The following is a 16,934-nucleotide window of genomic DNA, read 5'->3' on the forward strand; positions in this document are numbered from 1 at the left end:
GAAGAGACAGCTACTTTTCCTGCGTAAAAAGTTTTATTACGGACGTGACAAGCTGAGTGCCCGAACTACTCGGCCCTTTAAGATAGAGGAGACATGAAGATGAAACATGTAAACAGAGAGGTTCATTCTGCCTACGTACATATAAAAACATTGGAGAGCGTCAGCCAAGCCCTACAGTTTTTGAAAAATGATGCTGGGGATACTTTGAAAGAACAAATAGCCCTCGCCGAGATTCCCGCTCCCCCATTTACTGAAGATAAGCGGGCAACTGTATATCAAGAATGGCTACATTCGCTCGGATTAGAAAACGTAAAACGAGATACCGAGGGAAATGTATACGGGATTAGAAAAGGGAAAGGGAGTGGTCCAATACTCTTTGTGAGTGCACATATCGATAGTGTTTTTTCTGCTGATGTTGATACAACAGTCACGGAAAAAAAGGGAGTCTATTACGGCCCGGGAATTACCGATGATGCTCGAGGGCTAGCGGCACTGCTTTCTATCGTCCGTGCGTTCCAAGAAACAGGGATTCAAACCGTTGGTGACATCATTTTTGGGGGTACCGTCGGTGAGGAAGGACCAGGCAATTTACGGGGAGTCAAGGCCTTTTTCCAGGAAAATAAGGATGTTGATGGATTTATTTCGATTGATGCTGTTTCTCCAAGCGATATTGTCTATAAAGGAACAGGGTCTTATCGTTATCAGGTTACGTACGAGGGGCCAGGAGGGCATAGTTTCGGAGCTTTCGGTACACCCAGTGCCGTTCATGCGGCTGCTCGAGCAACAACAGAAATCGCTGACCTTCAAACAGAAGAAAATCCACGGACAACGTTTAATGTCGGGGTGATCGAAGGGGGAACCATTCCAACAGCAATTGCAGAAACTTGCCAGCTTGGCGTAGACATTCGTTCGAATGGAGAAGCAGAATTAGAAAAATTAGAGGAAAAGATTTATCGAACCCTTGCGCGAGCGGCAAAAGTGGAGAATGAACGGTGGGGGTACACGGAAGCCGACGGTATAACCTATAGGATTGAGAAGGTCGGGAACCGTCCTGTAGGCATGCAAGCAGAGGATGATATTGTAGTGCAAACAGCTTTGGAAGCTACGAAAGCACTATCACTCAAGCCAAGACTTTCAGAAGCCGTAAGTACTGATGCGAATTATCCAATCAGTATTGGTATCCCAGCTCTTACATTAGGGGGCGGAGGAGAAGCCGGAGCAGCCCATTCACTGGACGAATGGTATCATCCGCACAATAGCTACCTTGGTCCTCAACGAATTCTACTCACCATTCTTGGATTGGTGGGAATTTATGATGAAGTAGAAGAAATCCGCCCCCTTTTAAAGAGACAATAAGTATTTCCCGGTATGGTATGTTTGGCATGTAAGTGATTGGGGTAGTAATATAGCAGTGCTAATCACTGAAACCCAGTTGCAAGGGAGTGTATATTCATGAACGTACTCGTAATAGGAGCAAATGGAAAAATAGGGAAACAATTGGTTGAGAAACTAACGAATGAAGAAGAATATAAACCGAAAGCAATGGTGCGAAAAGAAGATCAGCTGCAACAATTTAAGGATATGGGTGCTAACACTGTGCTTGCAGACGTGGAAGGGAACATCGATGATCTTACAGCTGCTGCCGAAGGTATGGATGCGGTTGTTTTTACAGCAGGCTCAGGTGCACATACAGGCGCAGACAAAACGATGATGGTTGACTTTGATGGTGCGGTTAAAGCCATGACAGCCGCAGAAAGAGCTGGTGCTAAACGTTTTATTATTGTGAGCGCGATCGGGGTCCACCACCGTGAGAACTGGATGGAAAAAGCCCCTTATTATAGCGCGGCAAAACATTATGCAGACGTTTGGCTAAGAGCGAGTGGTCTAGACTACACCATCATTCGCCCCGGACTCTTAACCAATAATGCAGGGATTCGAAAAATACAGGCGGCACCTGATCTCGAACGGGCTGAAATTCCGAGAGAAGATGTAGCAAATGTAATCGTGACCTCTCTTAAAGATGATAGTACGGTAGGCAAATCTTTTGATCTAGTCTCAGGTGACCAAACGATTGAAGCAGCTTTAAAAACCGTCTAACAGCGAAAAGGCTTAGCAGTTACAGTCAAGGAGCTGCTAAGCTTTTTTAAGCGAATGTTCAAAAAGCCCGGGAGAGTGAATGCTTACGCAGACGGGCTTCTTTGTAATCCAGGGCATAAGCAACTCTAAGCTTCTCGGCTAATTGAACACGCACTATATTGAAAGAGAAGGAAAGTCGAGAATGAAACATAAGATTATAAAGGTTATACTTATTTTAACTGCAGTAATTGCTATGACATGGTTCCTTAAGCCAGTGGGCCTTTGGCTCGACCAACAAGTGATGGAATGGTTAACGAATATCCATGAACTTCAGGAGCAATCGCTCCTCTATCAGAGCGCGGAAGGAATAACGGTTTTGGGTAGCTCAACGGTTTTTTTCCTCTTTGCGGCTGGCATATTGGCATTTCTTCTTTGGAAGCGCCGCTATACTATGCTTGCGGAAATGATGATATTTCTATTCGGTGGAATTGTTATTAATACACTAGTAAAATTTTTGATTGCTCGGCCGAGACCGCATGGAATTTTAAGTGAAATGGAGATCATGGGTGAAGGAATAGGCTTAATTTCTTATAGTTTTCCTAGTGGACATGCGTTTAGAGCTACTTTAATCATGTTCTGTTTACTATACGTGATTGCCTGTTTTTCGTCGTTATCTGCGAACGCTAAACGAATGCTGTACATTATGGTAGGTATACTGGCATTAGCCGTAATTGCCAGCCGTACGGTGATTGGAGTTCATTATCCGACGGATGTTATTACTGCCTTTTTATATGCCGGGACTTGGTTTGGAATCGTACTTATGGTATCTCCCGAAAAGAAGACTTCTTTCTTCCATTCAGCAAACAGCTAACGTCTCCTTGGCGTTTCAAAACTTCCTTTTTCGGACAGACTAACACTAGCCTCAAAAAGGCGAAAAATGACTACCACCATTACGAGCCATGAAAATAAATTGAGCCCAAATTGTAATTGGATTGACATTTTTAGTGGTAGATTATTTAGGTATATTCACGTATACTTTTCAACGGACCTAATTGATCGATTGGTGTCGTTACTTAGAAAAAACAACAGAATTGAAACAATGAAAGTAGGGCTGTGTGTGTTTACCCTGATCGTATGTTTTAGCTTGCTCGTTCTACTCGCGTTAGGTATTCGTGAAAAGGAACAACATCAGAAACATGTCAATGAAATTCCAATTCGAATAAACATTAATGGTAGCCGCGGGAAATCCACGGTGACACGCCTGGTTGCAGGGGCTCTCATGGAAGCAGATATCAAGACTGTGGGAAAAATGACCGGTACAGAAGCGAGCATGTTCTATTGGTACCAAGAGGAAGAGAAGCCAATTGTAAGACGATTAGAGGGGCCGAATATTCGTGAACAAAAAGTAGCGATGAAAGAGGCTGCTGATGATGGTGCCGAAGCATTTGTGAGCGAATGTATGGCGGTGCACCCAGAGTATCAAAAAATATTTCAAGATCAATGGATGCAAGCCAATGTCGGTGTTGTTGTTAATGTCGTAGAAGATCATATGGAAGTGATGGGGCCAACTCTGGGCCACGTCTTTGATGGATTTAAGGAAACTATTCCGTACAATGGTAAAATCATTATATCTCCATCCCCGTATGTCGAAGATTTTCATATGGAAGCACAAAAGCGTAATAGCGAGGTTTATGTTGCTGATACAGATGCGGTTCCAACTAGCTTTTTACAAAAATTTGAGTACATGATATTTCCAGAAAATGTCTCTTTGGCACTGGCAGTGGCAAAATCGCTCGGTATTGATGAAGATACAGCTTGCCGCGGCATGTTAAAAGCGAAAGCCGCTCCGGGTGTAACACGGGTACTTCCATTAAGTGACAACGGCAATGATCGGCAAATTTCTTATTTCGTGAACGGGTTTTCAGCAAACGAACCTTCCTCTACCATGAAGATTTGGGAGAATGTGAAGCATCTTGGCTATCCGTTAAACGACATCATTGTCATTATGAACTGTCGTGAAGACCGCCCGGAAAGAACCCAGCAATTTATTGACGATTTTCTTCCATATATAGCGATTGATCATCTCGTTTTAATTGGTGAAGGAACGTCCCCAATAGCAAAAGCTTTTGACCAGGGGCACTTTAATGTGAATCGTCTCCATAATCTAGAAGGTGAGTCTACGGAAAACATCTATCAAGTAATCACAACTACAATGGATCAGTCGACGATCTTTGGGGTTGGGAACTATCATGGCGCTGCAGTGCCGTTAATTAATGAACTGGAACAACGCAAGAAACTATCGACCGTTTAGCAGAGGAGTTGGGGGAACATTGTTTGGAACAGAGCTTTATATAGCCCTTGTAATCGGGGTTGTACTTAGTCTCATTTATACGGAGCGGACAGGTGTTATGCCTGCCGGTCTAATTGTGCCGGGGTACCTTGCACTCGTGTTTGATCAGCCGATTTTTTTAGTGATGGTATTCTTTATTAGCTTCTTGACGTACATCATTACAATGCATGTCGTCGGTCGCTTAACAGTCTTATACGGCCGTCGTAAGTTCGCGGCGATGATGACCGTTGGGATTCTCCTAAAAATGATCTTCGATTATTTTTACCCGATTTTCCCTTTTGAAACGGTAGAATTTCGGGGGCTTGGTGTAATTGTACCCGGCTTGATTGCGAACTCTTTTCAGCGTCAAGGTGTGATGCCGACTTTAGTTAGTACATTGGTTCTTAGTGGGATCACATTCTTAATCGTATCATTTCTTTACTTTTTATAATTTAGGTGTGTGAATCATGAGATCAAGACAAAAACCCGATTATAATTTAAAAGAGTCCATGCTTGCCCGTGCGAAGAAGCATAAGAAGTTGACATTACCGCATACGGTGATTGGGGCCGTTGTTTCATTGCTTATCCTCCTGTCTGTCAATTGGTGGCCAGCGGCGGATGTAGAATCGGTTGCAAGTGATGAAGAGGATGATTCCTTTACCGCATCGTTTGTAGGAGATATTATGACCGGCCGTTATGTAGAACAAGTAATGGATCATCGTGGCTTGGATTTTCTTTTTCAATATGCCTCACCTTATTTTGAAGATGCGGATTACGTAACTGGTAACCTGGAAAATCCAGTGTTGCTTGAAGGTGGAGAGTACGAGGCTGAAGATAAAGAAATTCACCTTGAAGCCGGTGTAGAGTCTGTTGATGTGTTAGAAGATGCTGGTTTTTCCGTCCTCAATCTTGCGAACAACCATATCCGTGATTATGGAACGGAAGGGCTCCAAGATACACTTCATGTTTTTGAGGAATCCAATATGGAGGCGGTAGGCGCTTATACTGATTTTTATGAAGATCAGCTCCATATTGAGGAGCATAATGGGATCGAAGTTGCCACTGTTGGGTTTAACGACGTATGGGGGGCTTCAGGCAGCGAAGGTGTTGGAGATGCAAGCCCCGAAGAAGCATTGAATTTGATTGATAGGGCAAATCAGGAGGCAGATTTAGTTGTCGTCCACCTTCATAGTGGCGTTGAGTATACCAGTACACCGACCGAGCGGCAGGAATCATTAACGAAAGCTTATGTTGATGCAGGGGCTGACATAGTCGTTGGAGCTCACCCGCACGTGCTGCAGTCAGTCGAAGTTTATAATAACGGAATTATCTTTTATTCACTTGGAAACTTTGTGTTTGATCAAGGGTGGACGAGGACGAGGGACACTGCTCTTGCTCAATACGAATTAGGGGAAGATGGAATGGCTGAAATTGAGCTTGTTCCTTTTCGCATCCATGAGGCACAACCACGTCCAATTGACGGTCTTGGAGAATCTTATTATCGGGAGCGTATTTTCCAACAATTGACCAAGGATACAACAGATGACTCTGTATATGAAAAAACGGAGGACGGTCGACTTATATTCGAGGTTGATCATTCACATGTGCTAGAATAAAAGCTATGTATGATGGAAGAAGGAGGTCGCGATTTGTCACGTAAAATGACAGTGGTTTTGTCGATGGCTGCGCTCCTATTGGTAGTCATCGGCTATCTAATTGGTCAAGATGACGGTGAAGAGCAGGCTGATAATGATACGGAATTCAGCGCGGACGATGGTGAAGATGGAGGACAAGTCGATTTTGATGGAGATGTTGGTGTCAGCACATCGCATCCACTCGCTCAAGAAGTTGGAGAGGAAGTTCTTCAAGATGGGGGAAACGCCGTTGATGCTGCGATTGCTATATCTCTAGCCCTTGGAGTTGTTGAACCATTCGGTTCAGGTATTGGCGGGGGCGGAGCGATGTTGATCCTTGACGATCCATCAGAGACACCGCATTACTATGATTATCGGGAAATGTCACCGTCTGTTGAGAATAATGAAGATGTTATCAACTTTGCAGGAACGCCAGGTTTTTTGAAAGGAATGGATCAGATTCATGAGGACCATGGTTCTCTCGATATGGAACGCCTGGTTAATCCTTCAATTGAGTTGGCGGAAGAAGGATTTGATGTTGATCCCATGTTAGCCAACCGGCTGTTTTATGCAGGCACCCTGGAAGATCCAGATGGCCGGATTGATCAATCAGCTGCAGAACCTTTTTATCCCAACGATCGTCCCATTCGAGAAGGAGAACCACTTGAACAACCTGACCTTGCAGAAACGTTAACTCACCTAAGGGATCATGGGTTTGAAGAATTTTATACAGGCCAGTTGGCTTCTGAAATTGCAGCAGAAGATACCTCGAGTATAACCGAAGAGGATTTGGCGGCTTATGAAGTGTTGGATGAAGAAGAACCGGCTTCGGGAGAATTCTATGGACACCAAGTCTATTCTTCCGCTCCTCCGACTTCCGGAGTAACGTTCATCCAAATGTTGCAAATGGCTGAACAGCTGCAGGTTGGGGATGTAGAACCAGACTCTGCTTCATTCGCCCACCTATTTACAGAAATTAAAAAGCAAGCATATTCGGATCGGCTCTCAGAAATCGGAGATCCAAGTCATACAGATATTAATACCAATGAATTAACAAGTGAAGAATGGACGAACCAGTTAGCTAATGAGATCAACAGTTCTCAAGTGAGCATGGGAATGGATCAACTTGATGCCCCTGCTGAAATAAATGATCATTCCAATACCACCCATATTGTCGTTGTTGACGATGAAGGCCGAATGGTTTCAGCGACAAATACACTTAGTAATTTCTTTGGTTCTGGTCAAATGACGGAGGCTGGATTTTTTCTCAATAACCAAATGAGTAACTTTGCTGAAAGTGAAACCTCTCCGAATGCATATGAACCCCATAAACGTGCGCGTAGTTTCATCGCACCATCGATTATTATCAGTGATGATCAACAGGAAGTTATGGGTATAGGGAGCCCAGGCGGGAGAAGGATTCCACAAATTTTAAGCCAAGTAATCATTAATACAGAACGTTTTAATGACATTGATGAGGCAATGGAATACCCCCGTTTTGTTCATGAAGAAGATGATATTACTGAAGAAGACCAGATACAAATGGAAGGCAGTTGGGGGGATGATGAGAGCAGAGCTGAATTGCAAGAGTATGGGTATAACACTATAGAAAACGAAGATACGAGTGTTTTCTTCGGCGGGATCATTGATCTAACCGTTAACCATGAAGAAGGAACCGTTGAATCAGCAGAAGATCAACGCCGCGTTCTTGATTAAATAAGTGAAGGTAAATGAGGAGAGAACGATGCAGAAAATGTTAAAAAGAATACTCCCCTTTGTTATTGTTGTTATACTTGTCTTCACCCTTTATAGCTTACAATATGAAGATACGCTTAGTGTAGAAGAAGAAGAATCGATTGAAGAATTCACTGAACAACAGGAAGAACAAGAGGAACGATTAGCGACCTTACAATCCACGTTTAATAACGAACGCTTTGAAGACGAAGCTCAAGATGTTATGAATCAATTCTTAGAAGGTGACCCGATTGAAGTCGCTGTAGTTTTCGCTTCTGAGACCCAAGAGAGTGATGATTGGACGGATCAGTTCGCTGAAGGGTTAGAATCCTATTACGGAGCCACCAGTTTTGATGTGCAGAACATCTCAATGGAAGATATGGATCATAACACCTCTTCAGTGGATTTTGTGCAACAGGAAGGATGGACAGAGTTACAAAATTATGATGTTGTCATTTATGAGCCTCTGGCCCATACGGATGCCGGAATTTTGCCGATGGAGCAAACGCTGCAATTGACAAATCAGATCATTAATGAATTCGATGGTTATCCGGTCTTGAAAATCCCTACTAGAAACTCTCAGGAATGGGTTACATTTGCTGAAGAGGAAGACATTCAATATGTGAATCCTTATAGTGTGGGGGGAGATAATCCTGCTTTCACACAGGCGGATCCGGAAGACGTTAGTGAATCATTTTTGCATTACTTTACTGATGCGTAAAAAAAGAGCATTCTTCCCGATGGGAGGAATGCTCTTTTGTTGATAAATCTTTCCTTAATCCTGTTCCGACAAATGTCGCGTGATTTCACGAAAAACCGCTATGGTTTCGAGTTCATGATCTTCAAAGTCAGCATCGATGCTTGTCTTCACGATGATTGTATTTTGATCAGGATGCACATAAATGTATTGTCCCCAGATTCCAATGGCAAGAAAATCTTTATTTTCATGGTGGGGGACCCACCATTGATATTGGTAGCCAAGTGTCTGATTGTCTTTCAGGTGCGCCGCTGTTGAGGTCGTTGATGCTTCGACCCAATATTGGGGGATGATCTGTTTACCTAACCAGTATCCTTTCTGTTGATATAGACGGCCGATTTTTGCATAATCACGTAAGGTTGCATTTAGCCCGCAAAATGACAAGTCCGTGCCTAAACGGTCTTGATTCCAGAAAGCATCATATTCTGTACCGATTTCCTGCCATATTTTTCTTTCTAGATATTGAGAAGGCTCCATCCCTGTGACATTACGGATAATCATACCAAGCACTTGGGTATCCATGCTTACATAAGCGAAACGTTCGCCAGATGGCCGCGAAGATTTTATTTTTTTCATATAATGGTCTATCGATCGGTTAAAAATGAGTATATGGTAAAACACTTGTTTAATATCAGAAAAGATCTGATGATAGTTTTCATTGAAATGGACCCCGGAAGCCATCATCAGTGCATGTTCGATGGGAACGTTTTCATATCCGCTTCCGGTAAGTTCTGGAACGTAATCGGTAATAGGATCATGGATACTGCTTATCCGGCCTTCAGCAATTGCGATTCCAATCATTGCAGAAATCACTGATTTGGCCATCGACCATGATGTGAATTTTGATGTGCGATCACTCCCCTGAAAGTAAGACTCAGAGATGATCTCGTCATCTTTAATGACGAGAAAGCCCGTCGTGTCAGTATCTGCAAGCCAATTGTTTAACCGCTTTGTTTCGCCTTTAAACGAATATGTATCCGGTAAAGTAAAGGAGCTTATATTTTCTTGAAAAGAAAAAGGTTTCTCGGCTCGGCGGATCGTTGCACTGGGTAGCACTTGATCCATATGGCGAAAATGGTGGGCACGCTTATGTTCATGAAATAAGGTAAGGGCGTTCCAGTTCTTTGCTGCTTGTGTCACAGTGTATAGAGCAGCTGCCGTAAATCCAATGGCGCTTGCTTTTTTTAATTTTCCCATCGTAATGTGATCCCTCCGATCATTTACTTTTTACGATAGCGTTTTTATTACGGATTGTCCAATGATAGAAATATACCTATCCATCGTGTTTAAAAGCAGGAAACCTGAGTGTTCATACACTCAGGTTTCAATGTCAACTTGTTGAATTTTCCTTTGTGAAAATCGTTTGGCGATGATCCCGTGGGTGGGGGAGAAAATAAAGGCAAGTAAGAATAGAACCCCTGCCATCGTCGCCATCATTCCGGCGATGGATGCATTGAGCCAGGCAGCAATGAAATAGCCCGTAACGGCTGCTATAACACCAAATACTGCACTGAGGATAAACATCATGTGTAGTCGCTCTGTCAATAAATATGCGGTTGCCCCTGGGGCAATCAACATCGCAACGACAAGAATCGCACCAACAGCGTCAAAAGATGCAACGGCTGTGATAGATGTCATCCCCATCAGCACATAATGAAGGAGACCGACAGGAAGACCAAGTGCTGCTGCAAGACCCGGGTCGAAAGAACTGAGTTTAAATTCTTTATATAAAAGGAGGATCAGAAACAGGTCAATAATAAGGACAAAGCCGAGCATCCAAACAGCTTGAGGTATGCCCTCAATCCCAAACCAATCCACAGTCATCCAGGGGATGAAAGCAATCTCTCCCATGATAGAATGTTCTACATCTATGTGAACGTCCCGCGCAAACATAGAAACGAGAATGACCCCAATGGCGAAAAGGAATGTGAAAACGACCCCAATGGCTGCATCCGATTGTACGCCTGCAGAGTTTAGCAGTTGTACGAACACTGTTGTGAGTACACCGACGATGGCAGCACCAATGAACATATAGAAGCCGTCGAGTGAATTCGTAATTAGATAGGAGGAAATAATTCCCAGTAGAACAGTATGACTAATGGCATCAGAAAGCATTGCCATTTTTCTTAAGATGAGAAGGACCCCGACGATCCCACAACTGATGCCAACGAGAGAGGCGGTTAAAAGGATCCAGAATGTATATGTCATCGGTTTATCCTCTCCGTTTCAGGAAGCCTGTGCAGTAATTTTGGCTGCAACTGATGCTCTTTCAATAAATGATCTAAGCTATTACGGTCATCTTCAGGGATCGATAGGAAATCCCAATTGTAGTGTTCCATTGGCAGGCTGGCAAATTGGAGTTCATGCATGGCATACATTTGCATCAAGCGATTGTTAAGGGTCACACGATGGGCGCGTTCACAGCCAGATAGAGTTAAAGAATAGCCATTTTTATAGGCCTCCACATCACCTGATTTTTGCAAGTTCGCTACCGCCTTCTTAAATCTAAAGTCTGATAAAGGACGTAGTGCCTCTAGCGCCTCACGCGAAAAAGCATCAATTGTTTCCGTTTTTTCATATTGTTCTTCCGTCCGTTCATAAAGACTTTGTAATATCTGTTCTTGAGCGGTTCGCTTACGCAGTTGATATAAACGCCAGGCTTTTACGAATAACCCTCTTTCCGGAGCAATCACAAGCGAGATCAAAAACAACGTACAAGCGGAAACTACAATCAGCGGCCCGGTTGGCATGCCAGTAATCGGAGCTGAGATAAATGTTCCAAGGCCTCCAGAAAGAGCGCCGACAAGTCCTGATATAATCACCATATGATCTAGGCGATTCGTCCAATAACGGGCGGTGATCGGCGGAGCGATTAGCATTGCGGCCATTAAAACCACCCCGACAGCCTGAAGCCCAATCACAACGGCAGTAACAATCATCGTCATTAATAATCCATTTAGAACGGTCGTAGGCAGACCAAGTCCTTGAGCAAACTCCCGATCAAAGATTAATAATTTCAATTCTTTAAAGAGCAAAAGGGTAATGACTAGTAAAATCACTGCAACAATGGCTATGACACGTACATCCCCACTCACCATAGCAGCCGCTTGCCCAAAAATAAACTCATCTAGACCACTTTGATTGCCGGATGGAAGTCTATTAATAAAGGTCATGAGTACGATGCCGACCCCGAAAAAAACAGATAGGATAAGTCCAATTGCGGTATCCATCTTTAAACGTGTATGACGAACAATCGCCTGAATGCAGTATGTGCCTATATAAGCAGAGATACCGGCCCCGAGTAAAAGTGCGCCCATCATTTTTTCACCGGTGATGAGAAATGCGATACATATTCCGGGGAGAGCTGCGTGACTCATGGCGTCCCCGATGAGGCTTTGCCTGCGTAATAGGGCAAAACTCCCGAGTACACCGCTGGTTATTCCAAGTAAGGTTGTACCGAATAATACCCATTGGGTGTTCGGGTCCATGAGTAAATTAAGCAAAGGGGACCCCTTCTTCCTCTTTTTGGTCAAGAAATGTTAACTTTCCACCATACGTTTTTTGCAATAAGTCGGAGGTAAAGGTTTCATTTGTTGGCCCAAAAGCAATCTTACGAACGTTTAAAAGCATAACCCAATCAAAGTAATCTTTCACTGTTTGCAAGTCATGATGGACGACAATGACTGTTTTCCCCTGCTCTCTTAGCTCACTTAATAACTGGACGATCGCTTTTTCCGTGGCGGCATCAACGCCGATAAATGGTTCATCCATAAAGTAGATGTGAGCATTTTGTGCAAGCGCCCGTGCAAGAAAGACCCGTTGTTGCTGGCCGCCGGAGAGTTGACTGATTTGCCGGTTTGCATACTGCTCCATCCCGACTTTTTCCAGACAAGACATGGCCTCTTTAACATCATTTTTTTTGGGTCTTCGAAATAACCCGATTTGTCTGTAACGGCCCATGAGTACCACGTCAAGAGCACTCGTCGGGAAATCCCAGTCAACAGAACCCCGTTGCGGGACATAACCGACGATTTGGCGCTGTTTTCGATACGTTTTCCCATAAATATTTACGTCTCCAGAAGCCTTAGGTACGAGCCCGAGAATCGATTTTAATAATGTTGATTTGCCCGCACCATTGGGACCAATGATTCCTATGAGTTTCCCTTCAGGTGCTTCAAAACTTACACTTTGAAGTACGGGTTTGCGGTGATACGCAACCGTAATATTATTCGCAGTTATTGGGTTCATGGTGTTACGCTCCTTTTAACATCCCCTTGTTCTTACTGGACAGCTACTGTAACGCATCCACGATTTGATTGACATTCGATCGATACATGCCGATATATGTCCCTTCTTCTGTTCCTGGTTCTCCCATGGCATCAGAATAGAGTTCGCCGCCATGTTCAACTTCATGTCCCCGCTGTCCGGCACCTTCGATAACGGCTTGGACGGAGCTATCGGAGACACTCGTTTCGGCAAAAATAGCCCCAACATCCTGTTCAATCATCACGTCGATAATCTGTTGTACGTCGTTTAATCCATATTCAGCATCCGTACTTAGTCCCTGAAGACCAAGGACTTCAAAGCCCATAGTATCTCCAAAATATTGAAAGGCATCATGAGCAGTGACAAGCACACGGCTTTCCTCATCAACTTTTTCAACTTCTTGGTTGGCCCACTCCTGTAACTCCGCCAGCTCATCAAGATATTCATCGGCATTTTCTGTATATTCGCTCTCGTGATCAGGGTCGAGGGCAATTAACCCATCTCTGACCTCTTCAACTGCGTGAGACCAGAGGTCGATATCAAACCAAATGTGCGGATCAGGTTTCCCGGCTTCTTCTTCATCTTCTTTAAGTTCAGTATCAGGGATACTTTCGCCAAGGGCGTACACTGGCTTTTCAGTGCCGAGGTCATCCATCATATCTACCATATTTGCTTCTAAGTTTAAACCATTATAAAAAAGAATATCAGCTTCATTAAGCAATTGTATATCCCCTTGAGAAGCCTGGTAAACGTGAGGGTCAACACCAGGTCCCATTAACGGGGTGGATTCGACACGCTCACCCCCGACATTTTCAACAATGTCGTGGATTTGCGAAGTCGTCGTCGTCACCTGCACGACGTCCCCATCTTCAATGGTAGCCGTTTCTGTTTCCTCATCGTTACAGGCAACGAGAAGCCCAATGCTCGTGATCACAGTAGAGAGAAAAATTGCTGATCTTTTCATCTATTATTCCCCTTTTTACAGATTTGCTACGGACAAACAATTTTGCGCAAGCAATTATTTTTGCCCTTGCGCAACTTCTGCTTATATCGTACGCTTTAAAAATAAATATGTCAACGTATATTTAAAAAGGGACAACCCAATTAAGCCAGGGACTAGCGCTCCGTGACAGAAGTTCTTTCTGCTGCGCGCCGCGTTGAATAAGTTCCTTAAGCGCTGAATAAAATGCCTAGCACGCCGAATTATCTAGGTCGTACGCTGAATAAACGTGTTGCTGCGCCGAAAAAACCACGCCCCGCGCCGAATCCCGTTTCGCTTGCGCTCGATCATTCGCCCAAGAACTTTTCACTCGGTAGACCCCGCACTCTGGCATCGTTCTTTTTTAGATCTCCACCTCGTTCAGGACTAATTCCCGGTTTTAGGTCTTACTGTCATGGACTCCGGTGATCACTTTGTGTTTTTCCATTGCAAAATGGCGTTGAAGAGGGGAAGAGTCAACGCTTTCATCGCCATGCTACCTCATGATGGCAGAGGGGAAAATGATGATTCTGATGGGAAGGAACGTCAGAATAGTGGCGTCCAAATTTGTAAAAAAGTGCACCCGTCACCGGGTACACCCATTCTGTTCTTACCGTATCCTATTTTGATTTTCGCTGCATTTAAAGGGTCAAAGGTACTCTCAGCATTCAACATTCATTCAGGAACACGAATTTTACCCTTTGAATCGATAACTAGGCATGCCGCGAATATTGGTATTATAGGCAAATAATCCACCGGCAAGGGGTTCTTTATCCAGGTCGGCTTCTGTTAAATCTTTACGAGCAGTTGTAATGTAGAGCGTTTGCAGATCTGTACCTCCGAATGTGCAGGAGGTGACTTGGCTGGCGGGGATATCAATTTTCTTTAGCCATTCGCCGGATTGAGGGTTAAACCGACCGACACAACTGCCACCGAAGAATGCGATCCAGACCATTCCTTCTTCATCAATCGTCATGCCATCAGGCTTTCCTATTCCCTCGGGAACTGTGATGCAAGTCACACCGTTTGTTAGCTTACCAGTGCTAGGGTCATAATCATGCACAGTTACTTTTTTGGTGGGGGTGTCAATATAGTACAGCTTCGTCTCATCGGGACTCCATGCTAACCCATTAGAGTTAGTGACTCCACTGAACATACGGGACGTCTTTAGATTCTTATCCAAACAGTAAAAGGAGGCATTCCCCTTCGTCGAAGAGATGGTGCCGGCATAAAAGCGGCCAACAGGATCAGGTTTCCCATCATTAAAACGGTTGTACGAAAGACTTTCTTCCGTGTCGTTTATAGCAGTTAATTCTTCCGTGGATTCATCAAAAAAATAAAAACCGTTTTCCATAGCAAGGAGAAGACCACCTTGTTCTCGGATCGCGAGACACCCCACTTTTTCTGGGAGATGATAAGCGATCTGTTGGTCCTGCTTCATTTTCCATTTATGAATTTTTTGTCCGTTAATATCTACCCAGTACAGCGTTTGCTTCTTCTCATTCCATACCGGCCCCTCCCCAAGATCAGATTTTAGATCTTGCACACAAGTGGCACTATTCATGAATGGTTTCCTCCTCTTAAAGCTCTTTGTGTAGACATACCCCTTATGAAGCAGGGATAAACGGGATTACATTCCTGAGACTACACTTGCCCCGAGACAATGTTGAAAATGATCAAGCGCCCAAGCGTGGCCTTTTGCATTGAAACTTTGTACGGCATCTTTATGGATCACGAGCCCAAAGCCGCGATTATATCCATCAATGGCTGTATGGAGGATACAAATATCTGTACAGACACCGACAAGGTGGAGATCCGTTACACCTCTTTCTCTTAATTTAAGTTCCAGGGGTGTCCCCGCAAATGCGCTGTAGCGTGTTTTATCCAACCAATGAAGGTGGTTCGGCCATTCTTCTCCAAAAATATCGATAAATGATTGCACACGCCCGTATTGCTGACGGCCGTTTGTTCCGCGAATATTATGCGGAGGGAATAAACTCGTCTCAGGGTGGTACAGATCATTTTCTTCGTGTACATCAACCGCGAAAAAGATATCCTTTTCATTTTGATGAAAATCAAGCAAAACAGCGGCTAACCGTTCCTCAATGTTTTGCCCTGGTTCACCGCAAGTAAGCTTTCCGTCACTGGCAACAAAATCATTTGTATAATCCACCACAATTAATGCTTCTTTCATCGAAACCAACCTCCAGTAGTGTTAAGAAATGAAATTGGCAAAGAGGACGACAATTGGAATCGTACCGAGACAAAGAATCGTCGAATAAATCACTGTCATCACCGATGTATCTTCCACATTTGTATATCTGGAAAAGAGGACGGTTGCAAGCATAAACGTCGGCATTGCCGTCAATATGACAAAAATTTGCTGCAAAAAATGATCAAGGGGCAAAAACGTAATAACTGTAACGCTGATCGCTGGAATGAGAAGCAAGCGCATGGATATCGGAAACCATAACTGCGGAAAAATGAACGATTGTCCTTTCTGAAAAAACGGCGGCAGCAAAAACCCGATGTAGAGCATCGCAAGCGGCGCAGCAATGCTGGAAAGCATACTGGTTAGATCTTGCAGGAGCACGGGGGCATTTAATCCGCTGATCGCAAACAATAATCCTGCAGTAATTGCAATTAAGGGGGCATTAATCATTGCTTTAAGGTGTCTAAAATCAAAGCTACCATGTGATTGTAAAAAATAAACACCGACGGAAAAAAGGACGACATCGAGCCCGGCGTCGAAGACCGCGGCTAGTAAGCCGCCGATCGGCCCAAATATCGTCGCGCAAAGGGGAACGCCAATAAAACCTGAATTCCCAAAGGCGGCGAGTATAGCAAGTTTTTTCGCCATGGACGTCTGGAAGCGAAAGATTTTTCCAATCAAAAAGGAAAAAAATACGGCGAAGACATTGAACACGATTGAAAATCCAAATACGATCAACACTTGCTGCATAATTTCATCCGTAAGTTCTGTATTGAAAACACCATTTAATATGATGGAAGGAACCGCGATATTAATAATAATCCCCATGAAAAGTTGTTTGACTTCGATGGTAATGGGAAATCGAAAGGCGAATCCAGCACCTAGAATAATAATGACGGCCATTGTAGCGATAGCGAGTGTGACTGTTGCTGTATCCATTATTGTTA

At 43.9% G+C, this 16,934-nt stretch carries 16 protein-coding genes; 8 read left to right on the plus strand and 8 right to left on the minus strand.

Annotation, left to right across the window (positions count from 1 at the left end; genetic code table 11):
• Positions 1-99 precede the first annotated feature (99 nt).
• From HNR44_RS01635 to HNR44_RS01670, 8 genes are all read left to right on the plus strand, one after another.
• Complete coding sequence (locus tag HNR44_RS01635; protein WP_184402385.1) at positions 100-1,356, plus strand: M20/M25/M40 family metallo-hydrolase; 1,257 nt, start codon at positions 100-102, stop codon at positions 1,354-1,356.
• A 96-nt stretch (positions 1,357-1,452) separates the two neighbouring features.
• Entirely contained in the window at positions 1,453-2,097 is a 645-nt protein-coding gene (locus HNR44_RS01640) for an SDR family oxidoreductase (RefSeq protein WP_184402386.1), read from the plus strand.
• A 181-nt stretch (positions 2,098-2,278) separates the two neighbouring features.
• Positions 2,279-2,947 carry a phosphatase PAP2 family protein gene (locus tag HNR44_RS01645; RefSeq protein ID WP_184402387.1) on the plus strand — a complete coding sequence of 223 codons (669 nt, stop codon included), beginning with the start codon at positions 2,279-2,281 and terminating at the stop codon, positions 2,945-2,947.
• Between the two features lie 228 nt (positions 2,948-3,175).
• A complete protein-coding gene (gene pgsB / locus HNR44_RS01650; protein ID WP_184402388.1) occupies positions 3,176-4,387 on the plus strand; it encodes a poly-gamma-glutamate synthase PgsB in 1,212 nt (403 codons plus the stop codon).
• 19 nt (positions 4,388-4,406) lie between these two features.
• Positions 4,407-4,856, plus strand: coding sequence for a poly-gamma-glutamate biosynthesis protein PgsC (gene pgsC / locus HNR44_RS01655; RefSeq protein WP_184402389.1), 450 nt, complete (start codon positions 4,407-4,409; stop codon positions 4,854-4,856).
• 16 nt (positions 4,857-4,872) lie between these two features.
• A complete protein-coding gene (locus tag HNR44_RS01660) occupies positions 4,873-6,021 on the plus strand; it encodes a CapA family protein (protein WP_184402390.1) in 1,149 nt (382 codons plus the stop codon).
• 33 nt (positions 6,022-6,054) lie between these two features.
• Entirely contained in the window at positions 6,055-7,755 is a 1,701-nt protein-coding gene (locus HNR44_RS01665; protein ID WP_184402391.1) for a gamma-glutamyltransferase family protein, read from the plus strand.
• Between the two features lie 28 nt (positions 7,756-7,783).
• Entirely contained in the window at positions 7,784-8,494 is a 711-nt protein-coding gene (locus HNR44_RS01670) for a hypothetical protein (RefSeq protein WP_184402392.1), read from the plus strand.
• Positions 8,495-8,548: 54 nt separating this feature from the next.
• Here HNR44_RS01670 and HNR44_RS01675 read toward each other — a convergent pair whose 3' ends face one another.
• From HNR44_RS01675 to HNR44_RS01710, 8 genes are all read right to left on the minus strand, one after another.
• The gene (locus HNR44_RS01675; RefSeq protein ID WP_184402393.1) at positions 8,549-9,727 is read right to left on the minus strand and encodes a serine hydrolase domain-containing protein; all 1,179 of its coding nucleotides are present in this window, start codon (positions 9,725-9,727) and stop codon (positions 8,549-8,551) included.
• A 120-nt stretch (positions 9,728-9,847) separates the two neighbouring features.
• Entirely contained in the window at positions 9,848-10,738 is an 891-nt protein-coding gene (locus tag HNR44_RS01680; protein WP_184402394.1) for a metal ABC transporter permease, read from the minus strand.
• Positions 10,735-12,033 carry an iron chelate uptake ABC transporter family permease subunit gene (locus HNR44_RS01685; RefSeq protein ID WP_246406910.1) on the minus strand — a complete coding sequence of 433 codons (1,299 nt, stop codon included), beginning with the start codon at positions 12,031-12,033 and terminating at the stop codon, positions 10,735-10,737. Before HNR44_RS01685 ends, HNR44_RS01680 begins: the two co-directional genes overlap by 4 nt.
• Entirely contained in the window at positions 12,026-12,778 is a 753-nt protein-coding gene (locus HNR44_RS01690; protein ID WP_184402395.1) for a metal ABC transporter ATP-binding protein, read from the minus strand. Before HNR44_RS01690 ends, HNR44_RS01685 begins: the two co-directional genes overlap by 8 nt.
• 43 nt (positions 12,779-12,821) lie before the next feature.
• A complete protein-coding gene (locus HNR44_RS01695; protein WP_184402396.1) occupies positions 12,822-13,760 on the minus strand; it encodes a metal ABC transporter solute-binding protein, Zn/Mn family in 939 nt (312 codons plus the stop codon).
• 709 nt (positions 13,761-14,469) lie between these two features.
• A complete protein-coding gene (locus HNR44_RS01700) occupies positions 14,470-15,339 on the minus strand; it encodes an SMP-30/gluconolactonase/LRE family protein (RefSeq protein WP_184402397.1) in 870 nt (289 codons plus the stop codon).
• Positions 15,340-15,405: 66 nt separating this feature from the next.
• The gene (locus tag HNR44_RS01705; protein ID WP_184402398.1) at positions 15,406-15,969 is read right to left on the minus strand and encodes a cysteine hydrolase family protein; all 564 of its coding nucleotides are present in this window, start codon (positions 15,967-15,969) and stop codon (positions 15,406-15,408) included.
• Positions 15,970-15,990: 21 nt separating this feature from the next.
• Positions 15,991-16,926, minus strand: coding sequence for an AEC family transporter (locus HNR44_RS01710; RefSeq protein WP_184402399.1), 936 nt, complete (start codon positions 16,924-16,926; stop codon positions 15,991-15,993).
• Positions 16,927-16,934: the final 8 nt, after the last annotated feature.

It is taken from the genome of Geomicrobium halophilum, from assembly GCF_014207655.1.
GTDB classification, from domain to species: domain Bacteria; phylum Bacillota; class Bacilli; order Bacillales; family Marinococcaceae; genus Geomicrobium; species Geomicrobium halophilum.